At 58.6% G+C, this 21,876-nt stretch carries 19 protein-coding genes; 17 read left to right on the top strand and 2 right to left on the bottom strand.

Translation table 11 applies throughout. From position 1 onward, the window contains the following. The first annotated feature begins 17 nt into the window (after window positions 1-17). The 12 genes from O4G22_RS00995 (at window position 18) to O4G22_RS01050 (ending at window position 14,575) form a co-directional block, all read left to right on the top strand. On the top strand, window positions 18-2,384 hold the full coding sequence (locus O4G22_RS00995) for a glycosyl hydrolase family 95 catalytic domain-containing protein (protein ID WP_306701955.1): 2,367 nt from the start codon (window positions 18-20) through the stop codon (window positions 2,382-2,384). Between the two features lie 14 nt (window positions 2,385-2,398). Continuing rightward, entirely contained in the window at window positions 2,399-2,905 is a 507-nt protein-coding gene (locus tag O4G22_RS01000) for a hypothetical protein (protein ID WP_306713900.1), read from the top strand. Beyond that, window positions 2,824-3,489: a M28 family peptidase gene (locus O4G22_RS01005; protein ID WP_306713901.1), complete on the top strand. Its 666-nt coding sequence runs from the start codon at window positions 2,824-2,826 to the stop codon at window positions 3,487-3,489. The genes O4G22_RS01000 and O4G22_RS01005 overlap by 82 nt, the downstream gene beginning before the upstream one ends. Before the next feature lie 2 nt (window positions 3,490-3,491). Next, on the top strand, window positions 3,492-4,520 hold the full coding sequence (locus tag O4G22_RS01010) for an alpha/beta hydrolase (RefSeq protein ID WP_306701957.1): 1,029 nt from the start codon (window positions 3,492-3,494) through the stop codon (window positions 4,518-4,520). 72 nt (window positions 4,521-4,592) lie between these two features. Continuing rightward, the gene (gene ileS / locus O4G22_RS01015) at window positions 4,593-7,322 is read left to right on the top strand and encodes an isoleucine--tRNA ligase (RefSeq protein ID WP_306701958.1); all 2,730 of its coding nucleotides are present in this window, start codon (window positions 4,593-4,595) and stop codon (window positions 7,320-7,322) included. Between the two features lie 30 nt (window positions 7,323-7,352). Continuing rightward, window positions 7,353-8,126, top strand: coding sequence for a signal peptidase II (locus O4G22_RS01020; protein ID WP_102747305.1), 774 nt, complete (start codon window positions 7,353-7,355; stop codon window positions 8,124-8,126). Between the two features lie 7 nt (window positions 8,127-8,133). Further along, window positions 8,134-8,796 carry a DUF1573 domain-containing protein gene (locus O4G22_RS01025; protein ID WP_297407751.1) on the top strand — a complete coding sequence of 221 codons (663 nt, stop codon included), beginning with the start codon at window positions 8,134-8,136 and terminating at the stop codon, window positions 8,794-8,796. Window positions 8,797-8,813: 17 nt separating this feature from the next. Next, window positions 8,814-9,296, top strand: coding sequence for a rhodanese-like domain-containing protein (locus tag O4G22_RS01030; protein WP_102747307.1), 483 nt, complete (start codon window positions 8,814-8,816; stop codon window positions 9,294-9,296). 2 nt (window positions 9,297-9,298) lie between these two features. Then, window positions 9,299-10,525, top strand: coding sequence for an aminotransferase class V-fold PLP-dependent enzyme (locus tag O4G22_RS01035; protein WP_306713902.1), 1,227 nt, complete (start codon window positions 9,299-9,301; stop codon window positions 10,523-10,525). A gap of 37 nt (window positions 10,526-10,562) precedes the next feature. Continuing rightward, window positions 10,563-12,296 carry an esterase/lipase family protein gene (locus tag O4G22_RS01040; protein ID WP_306701961.1) on the top strand — a complete coding sequence of 578 codons (1,734 nt, stop codon included), beginning with the start codon at window positions 10,563-10,565 and terminating at the stop codon, window positions 12,294-12,296. 25 nt (window positions 12,297-12,321) lie between these two features. Next, the gene (locus tag O4G22_RS01045) at window positions 12,322-12,771 is read left to right on the top strand and encodes a hypothetical protein (RefSeq protein ID WP_306701962.1); all 450 of its coding nucleotides are present in this window, start codon (window positions 12,322-12,324) and stop codon (window positions 12,769-12,771) included. A gap of 160 nt (window positions 12,772-12,931) precedes the next feature. Then, complete coding sequence (locus O4G22_RS01050) at window positions 12,932-14,575, top strand: protein kinase domain-containing protein (RefSeq protein WP_306701963.1); 1,644 nt, start codon at window positions 12,932-12,934, stop codon at window positions 14,573-14,575. A gap of 411 nt (window positions 14,576-14,986) precedes the next feature. On the opposite strand, the gene rplS is transcribed toward O4G22_RS01050, so the two are convergent. Then, window positions 14,987-15,334, bottom strand: a complete 348-nt coding sequence (gene rplS / locus O4G22_RS01055; RefSeq protein ID WP_012419257.1) for a 50S ribosomal protein L19 — start codon at window positions 15,332-15,334, stop codon at window positions 14,987-14,989. Window positions 15,335-15,443: 109 nt separating this feature from the next. Further along, entirely contained in the window at window positions 15,444-16,961 is a 1,518-nt protein-coding gene (locus O4G22_RS01060) for a TIGR03790 family protein (protein WP_306701964.1), read from the bottom strand. Window positions 16,962-17,148: 187 nt separating this feature from the next. Here O4G22_RS01060 and mce point away from each other — a divergent pair, with 187 nt between their 5' ends. From mce to O4G22_RS01085, 5 genes are all read left to right on the top strand, one after another. Continuing rightward, window positions 17,149-17,571: a methylmalonyl-CoA epimerase gene (gene mce, locus O4G22_RS01065; RefSeq protein WP_022197871.1), complete on the top strand. Its 423-nt coding sequence runs from the start codon at window positions 17,149-17,151 to the stop codon at window positions 17,569-17,571. A 31-nt stretch (window positions 17,572-17,602) separates the two neighbouring features. Beyond that, complete coding sequence (locus O4G22_RS01070; protein ID WP_022197872.1) at window positions 17,603-19,168, top strand: acyl-CoA carboxylase subunit beta; 1,566 nt, start codon at window positions 17,603-17,605, stop codon at window positions 19,166-19,168. Window positions 19,169-19,188: 20 nt separating this feature from the next. Then, window positions 19,189-19,635: an OadG family transporter subunit gene (locus O4G22_RS01075; protein WP_306701965.1), complete on the top strand. Its 447-nt coding sequence runs from the start codon at window positions 19,189-19,191 to the stop codon at window positions 19,633-19,635. Between the two features lie 74 nt (window positions 19,636-19,709). Next, window positions 19,710-20,111 carry a biotin/lipoyl-containing protein gene (locus O4G22_RS01080; RefSeq protein ID WP_306701966.1) on the top strand — a complete coding sequence of 134 codons (402 nt, stop codon included), beginning with the start codon at window positions 19,710-19,712 and terminating at the stop codon, window positions 20,109-20,111. Between the two features lie 153 nt (window positions 20,112-20,264). Then, on the top strand, window positions 20,265-21,854 hold the full coding sequence (locus tag O4G22_RS01085; protein WP_345784527.1) for a sodium ion-translocating decarboxylase subunit beta: 1,590 nt from the start codon (window positions 20,265-20,267) through the stop codon (window positions 21,852-21,854). The last annotated feature ends 22 nt before the right edge of the window (window positions 21,855-21,876 follow it).

The following is a 21,876-nucleotide window of genomic DNA, read 5'->3' on the forward strand; positions in this document are numbered from 1 at the left end:
AATATTTATCTTCTCTCATGAACATCCCTGCAACCTTGAAACATTCCTTCCTCCTCTGCCTTTTCGCCGCAGCCGTCCCCCTCCGGGCCATTCCGGCCCCCATGCAGGTCACCGCCTCCACCTCCGCCCGGGTATGGACGGAAGGATACGGCACGGGCAACGGAAGGCTGGGCATCCTCTCTTTCGGCGTTTTCCCGAAGGAAACCGTCGTCCTTAATGAAGGAAGCATTTTCGCAAAGAAAAATTTCCAAATGAGGGAAGGCGCCGCGGAAGCTCTGGACAAGGCTCGCGAACTTTGCAAGGAAGGAAAATACCGCAGTGCGGACCAGCTATTCCGGAAGAACATCCTTCCCCCCGGCAACATTGCGGGGGATTACCAGCAGGGGGGGCGTCTCCAGGTGGAATTCCAGGGGCTCCCCTCACCTTCCTCCTATCAGCGTACGCTGGATATGCGGCGGGGCAAGGCAACCACCCGCGCCCAATTCGGCACAGGGGAATTGACCACAGAAATCCTGGCGGCTCCGTCCAGCGACTGCGCCGCCTACCACATTGCCTGCACAATGCCGTCCGGATGCCGCGTTTCCCTGAATCTGGAACACCCGGATCCGGCTTCCCGAATTGTTGCGCAGCCGAATGGGTGGACGCTGGAAGGACAGGGAAGCAACGGAGGCACCCGGTTTGAAAACACGGTGACCATCCTGGCTCCCGGAGCCTCCATTACCCGCAAAGGCTCAACAATTATTCTTGATTCCGCCCGGGAAGTGCTGGTGCTTTCATCCATTTCCACAGATTACAATATCCGGAAACCGGAAGCTCCCCTGACGCATTCCCTGGCGGCTAAAAACGCGCGAATCCTGGCAAAAGCGCAAAAGGCGGGGTGGAAAAAACTGGCGGCGGAAACGGAAGATTATTTTTCCCGGCTCATGACGCGCTGCCAGGTGGATCTGGGGGATTCCCCGGCCGGGGTCTCCGCCATGACCACCGCCCAAAGACTGGAGCGGGTCAAACAGGGAAAGAAGGATCCGGATCTTCTGGAACAGCTTTTCCAGTTCGGCCGCTTCTGCACGATTGTCCACACCAGGCCGGGGCAGCTTCCCTGCGGTTTGCAGGGATTATGGAATCCGGAGCTGAGGGCAGCGTGGATGGGCTGCTATTTCCTGAACATCAACAGCCAGATGAACCAGTGGCCCTCCCATGTCACCGGGCTGGGAGAATTCCAGAACTCCTATCTTGATTTTGTCCGCAGCCTGCGCCCCCACGGAGAGGAATTCGCGCGCTTCATCAAACGGGACGGCTTCTGCTTCGGTCACTATACGGATTGCTGGAAACGCACCTATTTTTCAGGCAACAATCCGGAATGGGGGGCCAGCCTCATGAATGGGGCGTGGGCATGCGCCCACCTGGTGGACAGCTACCGTTTCACCGGAGACCGGGAAGACCTTAAAAAATCGCTGCCCATTCTGGAATCCAACGCTCGTTTCATCATGTCCTGGTTTGAAGATGACGGCGAGGGCCGTTACCTTTCCGGTCCCGGGGTGTCTCCGGAGACCGGATTTTACGCGCCGGACGGCACAGGCCCCAACGTGCTTTCCTATGTTTCCAACGGCGCTTCCCATGACCAGCTTCTGGGCAGGGAATCCCTCCGCAATTACATTTACGCCTGCGGGGAGCTGGGCGTACAAACGCCTACTCTGGTTAAAGCCGTTCAATTCCTCAGGAAAATTCCCCAGCCTGCCATCGGCCCCGACGGAAGGATACAGGAATGGAGGAAGCCTTTTGAAGAAATGCAGAAGGGCCACCGGCACATCAGCCACCTTTACGGCCTGTTTCCCGGCACGGAATGGGACGTTCTCAATACGCCGGAATACGCGGAGGCTGTACGCAAGTCCGCCGATTTCCGGCGCAAGTACGCGGATATGGGAAACAATGGCATCAGGACGGGATGGAGCACGGCGTGGCTCATCAATCTTTACGCCGCCCTGGGCGACGGAAACGCCGCAGAGGACAGGATGTACACCATGCTGAGGCACTACATCAACTCCAACCTTTTTGACCTCCATCCCCCGTTTCAGATAGAAGGAAACTTCGGCTTTTCCTCCGGCGTGGCCGAATGCCTGATCCAGAGCCGGGTCATGCAGGACGGGTTCCAGGTTATCCTGCTGGCCCCGGCCCTGGCAGACGACTGGAAGAAGGGTTCCGCCACGGGATTGCGCACGCGGGGCGGGCTTAAGGTGGATTTGTCCTGGCAAGACGGCCGGGTGCAGGCCACGGCTACCGCTACGCGTCCGGGCAAATTCCGGTTCATGCATCAAGGCCGGAAAAAGGATTTGTCCATGAATAAGGGAGAAACGGCGCGTCTTGATTTTCCTCCGCTTTCCCATTAGGATTCTCTTCCTGCATGACTTTTCCAACTTCCGCCATGCATTTCTTTTCCATGACCTTCAGGCTCGGTCTGCTCATGGCGGTGGTCTGCATCGCCCTCAGCTCCTGTTCCAAGCTTTTTTCTCCCCGCGGAAGCGGAGAAATACCGGACACGGACCAAACGGAAACGCTCCTGAAAGCGCATGTATTCCACCTGGCGGATTCCATTGGTGAACGGAACGTCTACCACCCCGGCGCCATGGAGCGTTCCGCCCGCTACATTGAACAAAAACTGGAGGAAATGGGTTATGCCGTCACGCGCCAGGCTGTCCATATCCCACCCTCCGGAGAATTCGGCGCCGTCAAGGACTGGACGGCATATAATCTCATCGCCATCAAGAAAGGGACCTCCCCCGGCCCAAAACGCTCATCGTCGGCGCGCATTACGATACCAAAGTGGGCATGGACAACTGGCACGACCACGGCCCCGCCCGGCCTTCCCGCACCGGAACGCCGGGAGCCAATGACAACGCTTCCGGCGTAGCCGCCCTGCTGGAAACGGCACGCGCCCTTGCAGCAACTTCCACCCTCCACGATGTTTGCCTAGCGGTCTACGCCAATGAAGAGCCTCCCTTTTACCAGACGCCCGCCATGGGCAGCACCGTGCATGCCAAATCCGTCTCCCTTCATCCGGGCAGGGAAAAAATCATCGGCATGATTGCCCTGGAAACGCTGGGCTGCTATTCTCCCCGGGCGAATAAAAAACGCCAATCCGCCGTAGTTGCCGGATTGGCCGGCCTGCCGGACCGCTGCGACTATGTTGCCTTCCTCTCCACCAACACGGGCCGCAAACTGGCACGCTCCTGCGCGGAGGAATTTTCCACTTTAAGCCGTTTTCCGGTGCGTTCCGCCGTGTTCCCGTATTACGCCCGCGGCGTTTCCTGGTCTGACGACTGGGGATACATGAAGGAGGGCATCCCCTCCTTTGCCGTCACGGATACGGCCTTCCTCCGTTGCGACGATTACCATGAAACCAGCGATACGGCTGAAAAGCTGGACTATCCCCAGTTTGCAGAAGTAGTGCAGGGACTTTCCAAACTCATCATTTCACTCGCCAACAAACCATGAACATGAACCCGGTATTCTTCTCCGCTTTTTTTCCGGCATTCGCCTGCGCCGCAGCCGTACCTCCTGAACCATCCGCGCTGGAGGCCATCTGCCCGCCCTCAGAGGGAAAAGCCTTTCACTCCGGATGGATTTCCCTGGGACTGAAAGCGGCGGATCTGAAAGAAAAACAAGTCTCCGCCGGACACATTACGGATGTGGGGGAAGCGCAGGTTCTGCTTCACTTCCCCGCCGGATGGAAGCCGCAAGACAGGCGCACGGCCCTGTGTATCTTTCCGGGAGGGGGGTATTCCATCCAGGCCATTGAAAAGGAAGGGAGCCGCATTGCCGGCTGGGCGGCGGAACACGGCATGGTGGGGGTTGTCGTGAAATACCGCGTTTCAGGAACCAGCAATGCCTTGGGGAAGTTTCCCGGTCCCCTGCTGGACGCCCGCCAGGCCCTGAGGACCGTGCGGGAAAACGCCTCCTCCCTGGGAATTGACCCTCTCCGCATCGGCGTCATGGGCTTTTCCGCAGGCGGCCATCTGGCGGCCATGACCTCTACGCTGTGGAACCGCACCCTGCCGGAAGAAGCGGAAAATCCGCTGAAAAACATTTCCGCCCGTCCGGATTTTTCCATGTTCATTTATCCCGTCATTACCATGGCGCCCCATACAACCCACGGGGGAACGCGCAACAAAATATTGGGCCCCCATCCCTCCCCTGCCCTGGAGGAGATGTGTTCCGCGGAGCGGCAAGTGACGAAACAGACGCCCCCGGTCTTCCTCGTTCACGCTCTGGATGACGGCGTTTCCTGCGCCAACAGCAGGCTGATGGAACAGGCCTGCCGGAATAAGGGGGTTCCCGCCAGTCTGAATCTCTATCCCACGGGGGGCCACGGGTATGGCATGGAAAAACGCGGGCATCCCACGGATCAATGGCCGGATGCCGCCGAACAATGGCTCAGGGAACAGGGGTTTCTTCCTTCCCCGGCTTCTGTCCGCGGGGGTGCTCCTTCCGGCGCCGTCCCCTCCTCCGGAACACGGCGGGAATGAATACGCTAGGAACCCAGGTGTGCCGCACCGCAGGGTTGACCGGAACCGGGTCCAGTGGTACTTTTTCCGGGCATGAGTGCGCCCGAAAAGAATTATAAAGACACCATCCTGTTACCGGAAACCGGCTTCCCCATGAGAGGGGATCTGACGAAAAACGAACCCGTACGCCTGAAAAAGTGGGAAGACACCGGGCTGTACGAACGCATTTTGTCCCGCAGGATGGCCCAGGGCGCACCCCGGTTCCTCCTTCATGACGGCCCCCCCTTCGCCAACGGAGATGTGCACATGGGCACCGCCCTGAACAAAATTCTCAAGGATCTGGTCCTGAAATCCAAAACCATGGCAGGCTACGCCGCCCCCTATGTTCCGGGCTGGGACTGCCACGGCCTTCCCATTGAATTCAAGGTAGTTCAGAAGGCCCGTGACCTGGATGCGGCTGAAATCCGTCGGCGCTGTGCGGAATTCGCCAAAGGATTCATTGACATTCAGCGCACTTCCTTCCGCCGCCTGGGCGTGTTCGGCGACTGGGAGAATCCCTACCTGACCATGAAGCCGGCGTATGAGGCCAACATCCTGCGCGTGTTCGCCAAACTGGTGGAAGACGGAGCGGTGTACCAGAGCCGCAAACCCGTCCAGTGGTCCTATGGGGCCTATACGGCGCTGGCGGAAGCGGAAATAGACTACAAGGAAAAGGTCAGCACCTCCGTTTTCGTGCGCTTCCCGCTTCTGGACAATCCCCTGGGGCTGAAAGCCTCCATGGTCATCTGGACCACTACTCCGTGGACGCTGCCCGCCAACGTAGGGCTCGCCCTTCATCCGCGTTTCACCTACGTGGCAGGCAGGTTCATGAAGAACGGCCAGACGGAAAACCTCGTCATCGTCAAGGAGTTGCTGGATGCCTTCGCTCAGAAAACGGGCTGGGCTCTTGCGGAAACCATCCGTGAATTCAAGGGAGCCGAACTGGAAAACTGCGAAGCCCGGCATCCCTTCCTTTCCCGCACGTCAACAATCATCCTGGCGGATTTCGTCACCACGGACACCGGAACCGGCATCGTCCACATCGCGCCCGGCCACGGCGCGGACGACTATAACGTAGGACGCCAATACGGACTGCCCGTCCTCTCCCCCGTGGACGACGACGGCAAATACACGGAGGAAGTGGGCGTGCCCTCCCTGGTGGGCAAACATGTCTTTGACGCCAACAAGGACATCATTTCCATGCTGGAACAGGGCAACAACCTCTTCGGCGTGGAAGAATACCGCCACCAGTACCCGCACTGCTGGCGTTCCAAGACGCCTATTATTTTCCGGGCCGTGGAACAGTTCTTCATCTCCATGGACAAGCTCCGCCCGCAGGCCCTGGAAGAAATAGACAAGGTGCAGTGGCTGCCCTCCTGGGGCCGCAACCGCATTTACGGCACGGTGGAAGCCAGGCCGGACTGGTGCATCTCCCGCCAGCGCACCTGGGGCGTGCCGCTGCCCGTCTTCTTTGACGAAAACGGCAAAGCCGTCCTGGACGCCGCCCTGGTTCGCAAAATCGCGGATATGGTGGAGAAACACGGTTCCAACATCTGGTTTGAACTCTCCGATGAAGACCTGTGCGAACGCCTCGGCCTGCCGAAGACCTGGAAAAAGGGCAAGGATACGCTGGACGTCTGGATTGATTCCGGCAGTTCCCATATGGCCGTCATGGACAACCGCCCCGGGCTGGACGCGCCGGCGGACCTTTACCTGGAAGCTACGGACCAACACCGAGGCTGGTTCCAGAGTTCCCTGATGCTTTCCGTCGCCTGGCGCGGCAAGGCTCCGTACAAGGCCGTGATGACCCACGGCTTCGTCGTGGACAAGGACACCGGGAAAAAAACCTCCAAATCCGACGCCAAGAGCGGCAAACCCATTGACGCGGCCTATTACTACGACAAATACGGCGCAGACATCGTGCGCCTGTGGGCCGCCTCCGTGGATTGGCAAAATGAAGTCCCCTTCGGGGAAGACCTCTTCAAGCAGGTGACGGAACCCTACCGCCGCCTCCGCAACACCCTGCGCATCCTGCTGGGCAACATCAGCGGATTCGATTTCGCCGCGCAGGCAGTCGCCCCGGAACACATGCCCCTCCTAGACCGCTGGATTCTGGAACGCCTGAACGCCGTCATCAGGGAAACGCTGAAGGCCTATGAAGCCTATGACTTCCGCAAGGCGTTCAGCGCCATCAACCAGTTCTGCACCAGCGACCTGTCCGCCCTGTACGTGGACACCACCAAGGACCGCCTGTACTGCGACTCATCTTCCTCCGTGCGCCGCCGCGCCACACAAACGGCCATGACCATCATCTTCAAGGCTCTGTGCCGTCTGCTGGCTCCCATCCTGGCCTTCACGGCGGATGAAGCCTGGGAATACGCGGGATATGAAGGCAGCGTGCATGAGCAGGACTTCCCCGCCCCCATGCCGGAATACGATACCCAGGAGGCGACCTCCGTCATTTCCCGTCTCCAGGAAATCAAGTCCGTCATTCAGGTAGCCATTGAAGAACAGGTGAAGGCCAAGGTATTTTCCAAAAATAATGAGGCCTCCATCACTCTGACCGTTCCCGTGAATGAGAGCGAAGACGTCGTGGCGCTTCTGGAAGACCGGGCGTTTGCCACGGAGTTCTTCATCATCGCGGACCTTGACGTGAAAACCGGTCCGGAACTGGCAGCCTCCGCCGCAAAAACGGAACATGCCATGTGCCCGCGCTGCCGCCGGTATGAACCGGCGGCGGAAGGCAGGGACGTATGCGAACGCTGCGCGGAAGTTCTTTCCTGAACCGCATCCACTCCATTTCCCGACCTTTATATGGACCCCCAGACGGAAAAAGAACCCGCCCCCCATAAAAAGACGCCCCCCGGCTGGCTCTGGTGGAGCTTGCTGGGCGCAGGGCTGTATGCGCTGGACCAGGCCAGCAAGCTGTGGATTATCCGCCGCTTCCCGCTGAACTACCTGAACGAAAAGCTCCATAAGTACGCCTATCTGCCGGACTTTCCGGGCTTCCAGCACATCAATGCGGACGGCACGCTGGACTTCGCCACAAACGGACGCATGCCGGAGGCGGAACTGGCGCGGCTCCCGGATCTGAATCCAAACACGGTGGACGCCCTGAACAAACTGAGGGAACTGGAACCCATTTCCTTCCTGGACGGAACCATGAACATTACCCGCGTGCACAACACGGGCGTTGCTTTCGGGCTGGGGAACGGCACCGTCTGGTCCAGCTATCTTTTTCTGGCGGTTCCCGTGCTCGCCATCGTGGTCCTGGTCGTGCTTTACCGGAAAAACTTCTTCCACACGGCATGGCTCAAGCTGGCCTATGTTCTGCTGCTGGCGGGAGTAGCCGGCAACCTGACGGACCGCCTGATTCAGGGCTTCCTGATTCCGTATGAGCAGCAGCACGGCTTCTTCACCAAGCTGATGAACGGTTACGTGGTGGACTTCATTGACGTCACCATCCCCCTCTTCAACTACCGCTGGCCCGCCTTCAACGTGGCGGACTCCTGCATCTTCGTAGCGGCAATTATTTTCTTCATCGCCAGTATTTTTTCCGCCAGGAATAAAGAAGAAAAACCATCCTGAAACGCCCATGACCACCCGGCTCGCCATTCTGTCAGGACTGCTTTTCTGCGGGAGCCTCGCCTCCGGCAAAAATGAATTGTCCTTCAAGGAAACGGTGGTTCCGGTAAAGGCGGCTCCGGACCAGGACAGCATCACCGCCTCCTTCCCCTTCACCAACACGTCCGGCACCCCGGTCACTATCAGTAAAATCCATGTTTCCTGCGACTGCACCACCGCCGGAGCGAAGGATAACAAGCTGACGTATGCCCCTGGGGAATCCGGCGTCATCAGCGCCGTGATGAAAACCGGCAATTTTTCCGGTACCGTGGACAAGGACATGACGGTGCATGCCAACGGCTCCGCCTACAAGCTGGTGATACGCGCGCAAATCCCGGACATCATCCGGATGGAGCCCCGCAAGCTGGAATGGGCCAGGGGAGAAGCCGCCGCACCCAAAACCATTAAAATCACCATCTCCAAAGAACTGCCCGTCAACCTGACCACGGTGGATTTGACGGGAGACGCCTTTGACTACGAACCTGTGACCGTGAAAAAAGGCAGGGAATATAAAATCATCGTCACCCCCAAATCCACGGCCAAACCGGCCTTCAACACCATCTGGGTGCGCACGGATTCTACCGTGCCGCGCTACAAGCGCCAAATGGGGTTCCTGGCCATCAAGGAAAACTGACATCCGCCCTTCCTTCCATGAGAGACGCTTTTTCCACCGCTCTGAAACTCCTGCTGGCCGTATTTCTGCTGGCCGTAGGCGTCGCCGCGCTGGACCTGCGCGTCATCCAGCCGTTCCGCACGCCGCCCTGCAACCCGGAGACGCTGGAGGAAGGGCACGTGTGCCTCTCCCAGATATTAAAGGAATGGCCGGGGAAAATCCTCTGGATAGACGCCAGAAAGCAGGACGACTTTGAACGCCATACCGTCACACAGGCTCCCGTTTACCCCATCCGTCCGGCGGACGCCAATTACCAGGAACTCCTGGCGAATGCCATGGAAGCCCTGATGACGGCAGAGGACAGGGGATTCTGCATCGTCATCTTTTGCAGCAGGGACTGCACCTCCAGCGCGGCCGTGGCCAATGAACTGAAAAAGCCGGAATACGGCATCCGAGCGCCCATTTTCATTCTGGAAGGGGGCTGGGATGAATTGCGCAAAGAACCCTCACTCGTACCATAGCCATGCTTGACACAGCAACCATTCGCCCGCAGTTCCCCATTCTGGAAACCAGCGTGCACGGCAAGCCTCTCATTTACCTGGACAATGCGGCCACCACGCAAAAGCCCCTGGCCGTACTGGACGCCATCCGCCATTACTACGATACGGAAAACGCCAATGTGCACCGCGGTTCCCACTACCTGAGCCAGCTCGCGACGGAAGCGCATGAAGAATCGCGGAAAACGGTGGCGCGGTTTATCAACGCGCCGGAAACGGCGGAAGTCCTGTTCACCTCTGGCTGCACGATGGGCATCAACCTGGCGGCGGATACCATCGCCGGGTCCGGCATGGTCAAACCGGGAGACGAAGTCATTGTTACCGCTTCCGAACACCATTCCAACATCGTTCCCTGGCAAATGCTGTGCGAACGCACGGGCGCCGTCCTGAAAGCGGTTCCCCTGACGCCGGGCCAGACCCTGGACATGGAAGCTTACCGGAACATGCTTTCCCCCCGCACCCGTATCGTAGCCGTGGGACACGTTTCCAACACGCTGGGGACAGTCAATCCCGTGCGGGAAATGACCGCGCTCGCCAAAGCGAACAGGCAGGAAACCATCGTGCTGATTGACGGGGCCCAGGCTGTCTCCCATATGAATGTGGATGTTCAGGAACTGGGCTGCGACCTGTATGCCTTTTCCGGCCACAAGCTGTACGCGCCCACCGGCATCGGCGCGCTGTGGGGGAAAAGGGAGCTGCTGGAAAAACTGCCGCCGTGGATGGGCGGCGGGGAGATGATCAAGGAAGTCACCTTTGAAAAAACCATTTACAACGACATTCCTTTCAAATATGAAGCGGGAACGCCCAACATAGGCGGGGCTGTGGGTCTGGCGGCCGCCATCCGCTACGTCTCCGGACTGGGCCTGGACAACATCGCCGCCCATGAACAGAAACTGACGGATATGGCGGTGGAAGGCCTGAAAGCCATGCCGCGCCTGACCGTACTGGCGCCGGACGTGCCGCACAGCGCCGTGGTCTCCGTTCTGGCGAAGGGCATCCACCACTATGACCTGGGTACGCTGCTGGATCAGATGGGGATTGCCGTAAGAACCGGGCACCATTGCTGCCAGCCGCTCATGTGCGCCCTGGGCACCACCGGGACAACCCGCGCCTCCTTTGCCCTGTACAATACGGAAGAGGAAGTGCAGACCTTCCTCAAATCCATGAACCGGGCGCTGGACATGCTCTCCTGAACCACCCTCCCTTCCCTTTTTATTTACACCGCTCATCATGAAAACGGTTTCCATCCTTCTTTTAGGACTGGCCATAGGCCTTTCCGGCTGTTCCCTGCACCAGCGGCAGGAAATGGAGTACGCCCATTACCAGGATGACGCCGCAGCCATCCGGGAAGCCCATGCCGCATGGCTCATTCTTTCCTCTCCCCAACGCAGCCGGGAATGGCCGGAAGCCCGGAAAAAATATAACGCGTGCATTCGGGAGCTGGCCTCCCACTTGAAGGAAGCCAAACGCAAAGGGGGCATGAATGAGGCGAAGCGCCTGAGCCTTCCCTTCGTCATTGAAAAATCCTCCTACGCCAGAGACAGCAATCCGTGGTTCTATGAGGCCATTTTCATGTCCGATGAAGTGGACCCCACCTTCCGTCTGCGGGAAAGCGTAACCGTGGAGGGAATGGGCATACCGCTGGCGGGGCTGGCGCCCCGGGGCGGCTCCCTCCCACATGCCAACGTGCTTAAGGACAACGGCAACGTGCACACGCTGACAGCCATTCTGGACTTTGACCGCATGGTGGACGGCAAACCTACCCTCCGTACCATTCCGCGCCTGATGAATGAACATATTTTCATTGGCAAAAACAAGGTGCGGCAGCCGCTGGCGGCCAATTTTTCCGTCCCTATCGCCCTGTTCTGGAAGCTTTCCGACGCAGACGGGACGGAACTGCTGGGGGCATTCCGCCCGAAAAAGGCCATCAATACGATGGGGCTTTATTTTTCCGAACCCTATGACCCCCGGAAAATACCCGTGGTTTTCACCCACGGCCTGATGTCCGGCCCCGCCACCTTCGCCAACCTGACCAACCGTCTCCTGGTGGATCCGGTCATCCGGGAAAACTACCAATTCTGGTTCTTCGGCTATCCGTCCGGGCTGGCCTGGACCATTCCGGCCAGCAGGCAGCGGCAGGCCCTGAAGGAGCTCATGCAGGAATACAATCCCCGCGGCACATCCAGGGAAATGAACAATATCGTCATGGTGGGGCACTCCATGGGCGGCCTCATCACCCGCTTCAACAATTCCACCAAACCCTGGACGCTGATGAAGGGAGTATTTGAACTTTCTCCGGAAACGTTTGAGGGAATGACGCTGGAAAACTGGAAGAAAGGGCTGGCCCCCCTCCATTATGATGAACAAACGCTTGAACGGCTCCAGAATAATTTCATCTTTTCCCCGCCCCGGGGAGTCACGCGCATCGTGTACATGGCCACCCCGCACCGCGGTTCCACTTTCGCGGACAACTGGATAGGAAGACTGGGCCAGCGCCTGATTGACCTCCCCTCGGACATGCTGGAAGAAGTCACCCGCATCGCTACACTCAGCCGCGGCATGTTCCTACTCAATCCGTTGAAAATGAAAGACGAGCTAACCAGCATCCGCCAGCTTTCCCCGAACTCATCCCTGGTCAAATACATGTCTGAACTGCGCGGTTCTCCCAATGTTCCCGTTCATTCCATCATCGGAGACAGAGGCAGGAATGACACGCCCAATTCCTCCGACGGAGTGGTCAAATACCAGTCCTCCCATCTGGACTGGAGCGCCAGCGAAAAAATTGTTCCGTCCGGGCACAGCGTGCAGGATGACCCGGCATCCGCCGTGGAACTGCGGCGCATCCTCCGGGAACACCTAGTCAAGGTCAAAGGCCGTAAAACGCTGGAAGAAGCGGACGCACGGGCCGCTACCCCGGTATGGCAAACCAATCCCTCGCCTCCCCTCATTCTGAAAAGGCCCTGATGCAGGAAATCAAATGCTCTTGTCCATGCAAGACTTCCTCTCCTCGCTCCTGTCATCCATCATATACGGCGAAATAACGTCCAAAACAAAAAAGGAAGAACGTTTCCTGAATAAAAAGAAGACCCGGGAAACCGTCAAAAAATATCAACTCCCCGCGGGGATCATCGCTTACTCCTTCAGTCTTTTGCTGCTCCTGCTGATAGCAGCAGCGATTTTCCAGTCAAAAGGCCAACCCATAACGGCTCTGTTTCTGGGGTCCCTGTATGTCCTGACGTTAACAGAGGGGACGGCATTATTCATCTGCCTTCTTTGCCGCTGCCGGAAAAGCTGGAACGAACAGGATTTTTACCTCTCCGTGGCCGTCTGCGGCAACATTCCGCCGCGTCGGTTGAAACAACTGAAATTCCTCCTGATCATTACGGCCTCCTCCGGTCTGTCCTGTTCAGCCTTCCTGTTCCTGGCTACCCTGATTTAACCGGCCGGTTGAGGAAAAGGGAATGCCGCGGCCGGACATAATTGGCGCCCGTCCAGCATCAGGACATCCCCTCCGCCAAAATATGCCTGCCTATAGAGTTGCTCCCGGTGGGGAATTTAAGGTAGAGTGGAGACCGATACTATTCCACCTGCCTTTTTCCATGCCTGCCGACGATTCCCTTCCCTTGGACCAGCTTTCCTCTCTCTTTCCCCAATTGGAAAATATCCAGCTTGTCGGAGCCAAAGGCCCCCAGCAAATCTTTACGGCTACCCTGAAATCCAACTTTGCTCCCGTCATGCTGCGGGTAGTTCCCACGGAAGAAGCCGGCATCTTCGGCTGGGATCCTGAATTCATCGTCCGCTCCCTCACCATCGTGGAACAATCCCATCAGGGGCTTCTGCGCGTTTATGAAACAGGACAGGCGGGACCGTTTACTTTCATCATTTCCGAGCACTCCCCCTACCCGCGTCTGGCGGATATGGCCACCCTTCCCAAAATATCTCCCCAGGCGGCGCTCAACCTGGTGCGCAACATGGCGGAAGGACTGCTGACGCTCCACCGGAAAAACATTTTTCACGGGGGCATCACGCCCAAGCTGATTTGCCTGCGCGAAGACGGCGGAGACGCCCTGCTGCTGCCCATCAACATTTATCCCGCCCAATCTCCGGTGGATATGGGGAACTTCGCCTCTCCGGAGTGGGTCACCGGGGCGGAAACCACGTTCACGCCGGGCATGGATATTTACGCGCTGGGGCTGGCGCTCTACATTCTGCTTACCCGCAAAACGCCGATGGAAGCGGGTTTTGCCATGCCCTCCTCACTGATCAAATGCAGCGATGCCGTGGATTCGGTAGTCTCCCGCGCCATCAATCCGGATACCCGGGAACGCTACCGGGACCTGGGGGATTTCATCACGGATCTGGATAAAGCCATTGCCCATCCTTCGGGAAGAAACGCGGCAGCCATCCCTCCGCCGCCATCTTCCCCGGCCATTCCGGTTCTGAACATGCAAAAAGGGCAGTCCAATATCTATTACTATCTCATTCCGGCCCTGATCATAGGTATTGTGCTGACCTATACCTGCATCCTGTATAAGAAGGATGTCGTCAAAATGCGCAATGATTATAATGAGCAGGTGCAGAAGGAAAATAACGCGAAAGCGGAAGCGGCAAGACAGGCGAACAGGGAAGCGCTCCGCCACGCCCCGGCCGCCGCGAAACACGCCGCTGCGGCCATTCCTTCACCTGTTCCGTCCGCGCGTCCGGAGCAGGCGCCGGCAGTTCCCAAAGTTTCCGGGGAACCCGGCAAAGTCAACTGGAGCCTTCAGCCCGGCGTCAAGGTGCGCCAGAGTTCCAACCGCAATATGCTGGCAGCTTACGGTCCGGAAAAGGCCGTTGACGGCAATACCAGCTCCAGGATTTCCGATGTTTCCATCAGCGCCACAGGCGTGGTTGAAGGAAAAACCGCCTGGTTCGGCATTGACTTCGGCAGGGAAACCAACCGCACTATAGAAAAGGTGGTCATTTACACGCCGGCCAATCTGACGCTGCTGGGCACCATGGAAAACTTCAAGGTCATCCTCTACGACAATGACAAAAACGTGCTGGCGGAAAAAACCTTCAGCACTACTCCTTCGGAAAAATCCACCAACGTCACTTCCTGGGAACTGGACGCTCCAGTCAAAGCGCGCGCCTTGCGCGTGGAATCCTCAAATCCGTCCCAGCCGCTGGCGTTGACGGAAGTGGAAGCGTACGGACCGGAAGATGCGGAGGACACACCGGTTCCCGCATCTGCGGAAAAATAATGATCCGGCAGCGCTGTCCCCGGTCGGAAACACCTCCTGGAGCCAAGCAGAAGGCAGTCGCCTCCTTTCCTCCTCCCGAAATGAAGGCTGAGACGGCTCCGGAAGGAAAGTCACGCGCTACGTTCCGGAATTGGCTTCGCGTATGAAACTGTCCGGCTCCTGCTTTCTTTTCTTGAAGACCTTTAGATCCGGCGCGGGAAAATCTGAAAAAAACGCATTCGCTCCGGGCCTGCTCTCTCTCCTCACCCCCCAAAAAAGCGCTTCCACCCCATATGAATTGCGGGGAAATATCTTGAAGCGGCTGTTGCCCCAGCGTCCTTTTCCCCATTCAGAAAGAGCAACACTCCGGAAATAAAAAAACCCGGCGCCGCCTCACGGCGGGCCGGGCCAGCAAAATAGCAATTCTTCCGATTACCGGTTGGCGGACTTCACAATCATGGCATCCTTGCCGATGCGGCCGCGCAGGTAGTGAAGTTTGGCGCGGCGGACTTTGCCGCGGTTCACGACTTCAATCTTGGCAATGCGGGGAGTATGCAGGGGGAATACGCGTTCCACGCCTTCGCCATAGGAAATTTTACGGACGGTGAAAGCTTCATTGATGCCGGAACCGCGCTTGGCGATCACAATGCCCTGGAAAATCTGGATACGTTCCTTGCCGCCTTCAATAACACGAGTGTGAACCTTGATGGTATCACCTACGTTAAATGGGGTCACATCCGCCTTGAGTTGCTCTTGCTCGATTTTGTTGATAATGTTCATCTTGTGTTATCTATTGCTGGTGAATATCAGTAAAAGGAAAACTTACGGGACGCAGAATATGAGCCATAATACCCTAAAAGGCAATCCAAATTTGCCATACGTCCTTAATTTATTTTTTCGGTGGGGCCGGCGGCGGAGCCACTCTGGCGAGCCATTCCTCCAGCGCCGGAAGAAAAGCGGAGGAAGACATGAGGCCCCGGATGCCGTCCGCCCGCTGCAGAAAGGCCTTGTTCCCGCCCCGGGCCCGTTCCGCCAGCAGGATTTCCAGCAACAGGCGCGCGCGGGTGCGGGCATTGGCCGCGCCGTCCAGGGCGGAAGAAAGAAACTCTCCGGCGCGGGCCGGTTCCTTCCGGTACAGGCATTCCAGAGCCAGAGCTTCATAAAGGCAGGAGAAAGGGGCTTTCCGGGCGGACTCCGTCAAACGCGCTGAACGGTCCTTCCAGCGGTCTCCAAACTGCACGGAGGAAGCCCACCACCCCTGGAAATAACGGTCTTCTTCCGTCGGCTCCACGTCCATATCCTTCATGCGGGCGTATGGACGGTACAGGGGGTCTCCGAACACCACCCCCTGCCAGGACAGCACAGGCATGCTCATCCAGGAGGCCTCCGCCACGGTATAGCCGTCCAGGAGGCGGTCCACAAAAATATCAAAGCGGTGGCAGGCGCCCAGGAACGGCTCATACACGTTTCCCACCGTCACAGCAGCCCCCTTTTCCAACAGGGCGGAACTCCACCCCTTGCCGGGAACCTTGAAATCGGCAGCGCTGAAAGAATGCAGGTGCATGGCTATCGCCCCGGGCCGGAAGCGGAACGAAGGGTCTGAAAACGGTCCGTTCGCCTTCCCCGCATACCACCCGCAATAAAGAGCCGTATCCCGGCTCAGGGGGAATTTTTCCGGCAGAGTCTGAGGCCAGTCATCCAGATAAACGGGAATGCCCGCCTCCCTCACGCGCTTGAACACGTCATCCATCCACCGGTCCCCCTGGGCATAGGGGCCGCCCCGGTCCACAACAGCCCACCCCCATAAACCCTGTTTCTCCACCTTCGCCGGCTCCGTCACCAGCCGCATGCAGGTATCGGGCGTCAGGCCGTCCAGGCGGCATACCAGAAACGAAGGAAGACCGGCCCCCACAAAATCCTCCCTCTTATTAAAATAGGGATTCACCTGCCAGGATTTCCTTTCATAACCGCCCACCGCCAGCAGCGCCAGTTCGGAATCCACCGCCGCCCGGTCCGTCTGCATCTGGTTGACCCCTTTCCCGGGCTGGGGAGCGGGCGTTTCATGCCGAATCTTCATCGGAAGGTCCGCCATCAGCGCCAGCACAAAAATCTTCCGGTCCATCAAGGGGGAGGACGCAATGCCGGAAGGCGTCCACCACCGTTGTTTCCGCGCCGTCTCCAGCAGCGGGACGCGAATCGTCTCCTCATACTCCTTCCGCGAAATTTCGCCGGTCATGGGGCAATCCAGAGAAACAAGGTTCCCTTCCGGAACGCCGCGCACCCGCGCATATTCCCTGGCCATGCGGCGGCTCAACTCGGATTTTCCGTTATAAACCACGGCCACATGAGCAGGCAGCAGCTCATAGGCACACGCGGCGGAAAACCACGACGCCAGCAGAAATAACACGGCTAATCCACTCCTGTACATGCCCCTACCATACCTCATCTCCCGGGGCAATCAAGCAGGTGAAAAGGACGGCCGCGAATTCGCCATTTTTCCGCTTTTCGCTTCACATCCTAAAAAAATCCGCTTTAATAACTCTTGATGTATTGCAGGCCTCCCCCCTGCATTCCCCTATAACCATCACACGCATATGATTCAGCAAATTGACCATATCGGCATCGCCGTCAAGAGTCTTGACGCCACCGTTCCCTATTACCGCGATGCGCTCGGGCTCGGCGAGCCCCACATTGAGGAAGTCCCCACTCAAAAGGTCCGCGTCGCCATGTTTGACGTTGCCGGCGTCCACATCGAACTGCTCGAACCCACCTCTCCGGAAAGCGCCATCGCCAAGGCTATTGAGAAAAAAGGGGAAGGCATCCACCACATCGCTTTCAAGACCAATGACATCGCCGGAAATATCTCCCAGGCCAAGGAAGCGGGCCTTACCGTGCTGAACGATCCGCCCGTCCCCGGCGCCCACAACACGCAGGTCACCTTCCTGCATCCCAAGTGCACCTTCGGCGTCCTGACCGAATTCTGCCAGCACCCCGGCGGCTGCGAATGCGGCAAGTAACATTCTCCCTATTCACCATACCACTATACCAATGGCTATTGATCCCAAATTGATTGACGATCTGAACAGCCGCCGCAAGAAGGTGATCCTCAGCGGCGGTCAGGAAAAGATCGACAAGAGACACGAAAAGGGCGAAATGACGGCCCGCGACCGCATGGGGTACCTCTTTGAGGAAGGCACCTTCTCGGAAATCGGCATGCATGTGCGCCACAACTGCCACAACTTCGGCATGGGCAAGAAGGAAATCCCCGGCGACGGCGTCGTTTCCGGCTTCGGCCTGGTGGACGGCCGTCCGGTGGCCTGCGCGGCCTCCGACTTCCTGGCCCAGGGCGGCTCCCTCGGCTACATGCACGCCATGAAAATTGCGGATGCCCAGAAGTACGCCCTGAAGGCCGGCATCCCGATGGTGACCGTGAACGACTCCGGCGGCGCGCGCCTCCAGGAAGGCGTGGCGGCCCTTTCCGGTTATGCCCAGGTGTTCTACAACAATGTGCTTGCCTCCGGCGTAGTTCCGCAAATCTCCATGATTCTGGGCCCCTGCGCGGGCGGCGCGGCCTACTCCCCCGCCCTGACGGACTTCATCATCATGCGCAATTCCGGCAACGCCGGCATGTACATCACCGGCCCCAAGGTGATTGAACAGGTCACGTATGAAAAATGCACGATGGACGACATCGGCTCCGCCGCCATTCACGCCACCGTGTCCGGCAACGTCCATTTCGTAGCGGACAGCGACGCGCACGCCATGGACATCCTGAAGAGGCTGCTTTCTTTCCTTCCTTCCAACAACACGGAAGAACCGCCTCACAAACTGGACACCCCGCTTGACCTGAGCGCAGACGAAGGCATGAGCGACCTGATTCCCGGCGACAACCGCACGCCGCTGGACGTCCAGCCCATCATCAGCCGCCTGGTGGACAACGGGGACTTCCTGGAAGTGCATAAGGACTTCGCCAAAAACGTCGTCGTCGGCTTCGGCCGCATCTGCGGCGTAGTAGTCGGCATCATCGCCAACCAGCCCAACGTGAAAGCCGGCTGCCTGGATATCGACTCCTCCGACAAGGCCGCACGCTTCATCCGCTTCTGCAACGCATTCAATATTCCGTTGGTGAACCTGGTGGACGTGCCCGGCTTCCTGCCCGGCAAGAACCAGGAACGGGGCGGCATTATCCGCCACGGCGCCAAACTCATCTTCGCCTATTCCCAGGCCACGGTGCCCAAAGTCACCCTGATCATGCGGAAAGCCTACGGCGGCGCCTACATCGCCATGTGCTGCAAGGATCTGGGTGCTGACGCCGTCTTCGCCTGGCCCGGCGCGGAAATCGCCGTCATGGGCGCGGAAGGCGCCGTTCCGGTGCTCTACGGCCGTGAATTGAAGGCTGTGGAAGACCCGGCGGAAAAAGCCAAGCGTCAGGGAGAACTCCTTGAAGAATACCGGGAAGCCTTCTACAACCCGTATGTGGCGGCCGGCATGGGGCAGATCACGGAAGTCATCAATCCGGAAGAAACCCGCGCCAAAATCGCCTTCGCCCTGCGCACCCTGCTGAACAAGAAGGAAGTGCGCCCGGCCAAGAAACACGGCAACATTCCGCTCTAACATCCATCTCAACGGATCATATGTTACTCACAACACTCGCCTTTGCACAGGGCATCGCCAACGTCATGAACAATCTGAACTATCAGATTGTCGGCATTATGGTGGTCATGATGTGCCTGGGTGGCCTGGCCGTCATTCTGACCATCAGCGGCTCCATCGCCGCCGCCATTCAGAACAGGGCCAAAGCCAAAACCGCCGCTCCCGTGGCCGCGCCTGCCGCCGCCCCCGCTGCGGCGGCCAAACCGGGCATGACTCCGGAAATGCTCGCCATCCTCTCCGCAGCGGTGGACTCCGCCATGACGGAGCTCACGCCGGAAATGGTGGCCGTCATCTCCGCCGCCGTGGACGCGGGCCTGGACGGCATGAGCCACCGCATTGTGGAAATCAAGCAATCCCCGGGCTCCGGCTATGCGGCCGCAGGCAGGGCGGAAATCTTCGCCTCCCACCGCATTCGGCCTTCCCGTTGAATTACAGCATTATTCACCCTTACCCCCGCCCCGGCGGGAACCATTTAACTTAATACTCCATACCATACATTATCATGAAGAAACTTCGCATCACCGTAGACGGCAAGGTATTTGACGTATCCGTAGAACTCCTGGACCAGGTATCCTCCACTACCGCAGCCCCGGCCCCGGCTCCCGCGGCCGTTCCCGCTCCTGCCGCATCCGCCCCCGTAGCCGCCCCGGCCCCGGCTCCCGCACCTGCGCCCGCTCCGGCCGCCGCCGGCGCCGGAGACGTGCCCAGCCCGCTTGCCGGCAAGGTTGTTTCCCTGGACGTGGCCGCTGGCGCCTCCGTGAAGGCCGGCGACCAGATTCTGACGCTGGAAGCCATGAAGATGAACACCATCATCTACGCTCCCGCCTCCGGCACGCTCACCGCTTTCTGCGTAAACCCGGGTGATACGGTTCAGGAAGGACAGGCTCTGGCCAAGATCGGTTAATCCCGGCGGCAACTGCCCGGGACCTCCAACAGTTCCGGGCTCCGACTCAGATAACAAACCGCTACAATAACATTCCGTATGAGTCTTTTTGATTCATTAATCACCTTTTTACAGGGGATGGGCGTCTTCTCCCTATCATGGCAAATGGTAGGGATGTGGGGCATTGCCATCCTGCTCCTGTATCTGGGTGTAGCCAAGCAATATGAACCTCTCCTGATGGTTCCCATTGCTTTCGGCGCCCTCATCGCCAACATTCCGGACAACGGAATGCTCATCACCCAGCTGAACCAGCAGGTCATTTCCTCCAATGAACAGGGGGAAGTAACCTCCACGTCCCTGAACAACGTGGGCTACCTGCGCGTTCATGTGGCTCCTCTGCAGCAGACGCCCGCCAAGGTGCCGGCCAATCTGACCACGCCGGAAGCCCGCGCCCAGTATCTGGAAACCATGCAGCAGCCCATGCAGGTTTATCCCGGCAGCCAGCTGACCGTTTCCAAAATCAAGTCCGTGCGGGAATCCCAGGAAAAAGCCAAAGCTGACGCCGCCCGTCTGGGAGACGACAGTCTGACGGTGGACCCCAACCTGAAAGACTTCCTGAACGTGACGGAAGACAACGGCAATGAGCCGGTCTTCCTGCTCACGAACGGAGAAGGAACCACCGTCGTCCGCCAGCAGGGAGTCAATTACTTTGACACCACCGGCAACCGTGTTCCCGTGGACCTGAAAACGCAGAAGCTGGAGCCCCTGGTGGTTTCCGCCGCAGGCAAATACGTGGCCGTAGGACAGCATACCCAGGAACTTCTGGTCACCTCCATCCACGGGGGCCTGTATGACTGGATCGGGCTGGGCATCAAGGCTGAAATTTTCCCGCCCATCATCTTCCTGGGCGTAGGAGCCCTGACGGACTTCGGCCCGCTGCTCGCCGCACCGCGCACCCTGCTTCTGGGCGCGGCGGCCCAGGTGGGCGTAGCCGCCACATTCTTCATGGCCCTGTTCATGGGCTTCAACCCGAATGAAGCCGCCTCCATCGGCATCATCGGCGGAGCTGACGGCCCCACCTCCATCTTCCTGACGATGAAGCTGGCTCCGCACCTGCTGGGCGCCGTGGCCGTGGCCGCATACACGTACATGTCCCTGGTTCCGCTGATACAGCCGCCCATCATGGCGTTGCTGACGACCAAGAAGGAGCGCCTCATCCGCATGAAATCCCTGCGGACGGTCAGCAAGAGCGAAAAACTGTTCTTCGCCGTGCTGGTAACCATTGTCACCATTCTGCTGATTCCGGACGCATCCCCGCTCATCGGCATGCTGATGCTCGGCAACTTCCTGCGCGAATGCAAGGTGACGGAACGCCTGGTTCAGGCCTCCCAGAATGAAATCATCAACATCGTCACCATCTTCCTGGGAACCTCCGTGGGTCTCACGATGCAGGGAGACCGCTTCCTGCAGGCGGAAACGCTGCTGATCATTCTGCTGGGCATTGTCGCCTTCGGCGTAGCCACTGCGGGCGGCGTCATCGCCGCCAAGCTCATGAACCTCATCTGGCGCAAGAATCCGGTCAACCCCCTCATCGGGTCCGCAGGCGTCTCCGCCGTCCCGATGGCGGCCCGCGTCTCCCACAATGTGGGCCAGAAGTACGATCCCTCCAACTATCTGCTCATGCACGCCATGGGTCCGAACGTTGCAGGCGTGATCGGCACCGCGGTCATCGCGGGCTACTACATCGCCACGCTGGCGAAATAACCAGAATTAAAATTATTACCGG

This window comes from Akkermansia muciniphila (assembly GCF_030848305.1).
GTDB classification, from domain to species: domain Bacteria; phylum Verrucomicrobiota; class Verrucomicrobiia; order Verrucomicrobiales; family Akkermansiaceae; genus Akkermansia; species Akkermansia muciniphila_A.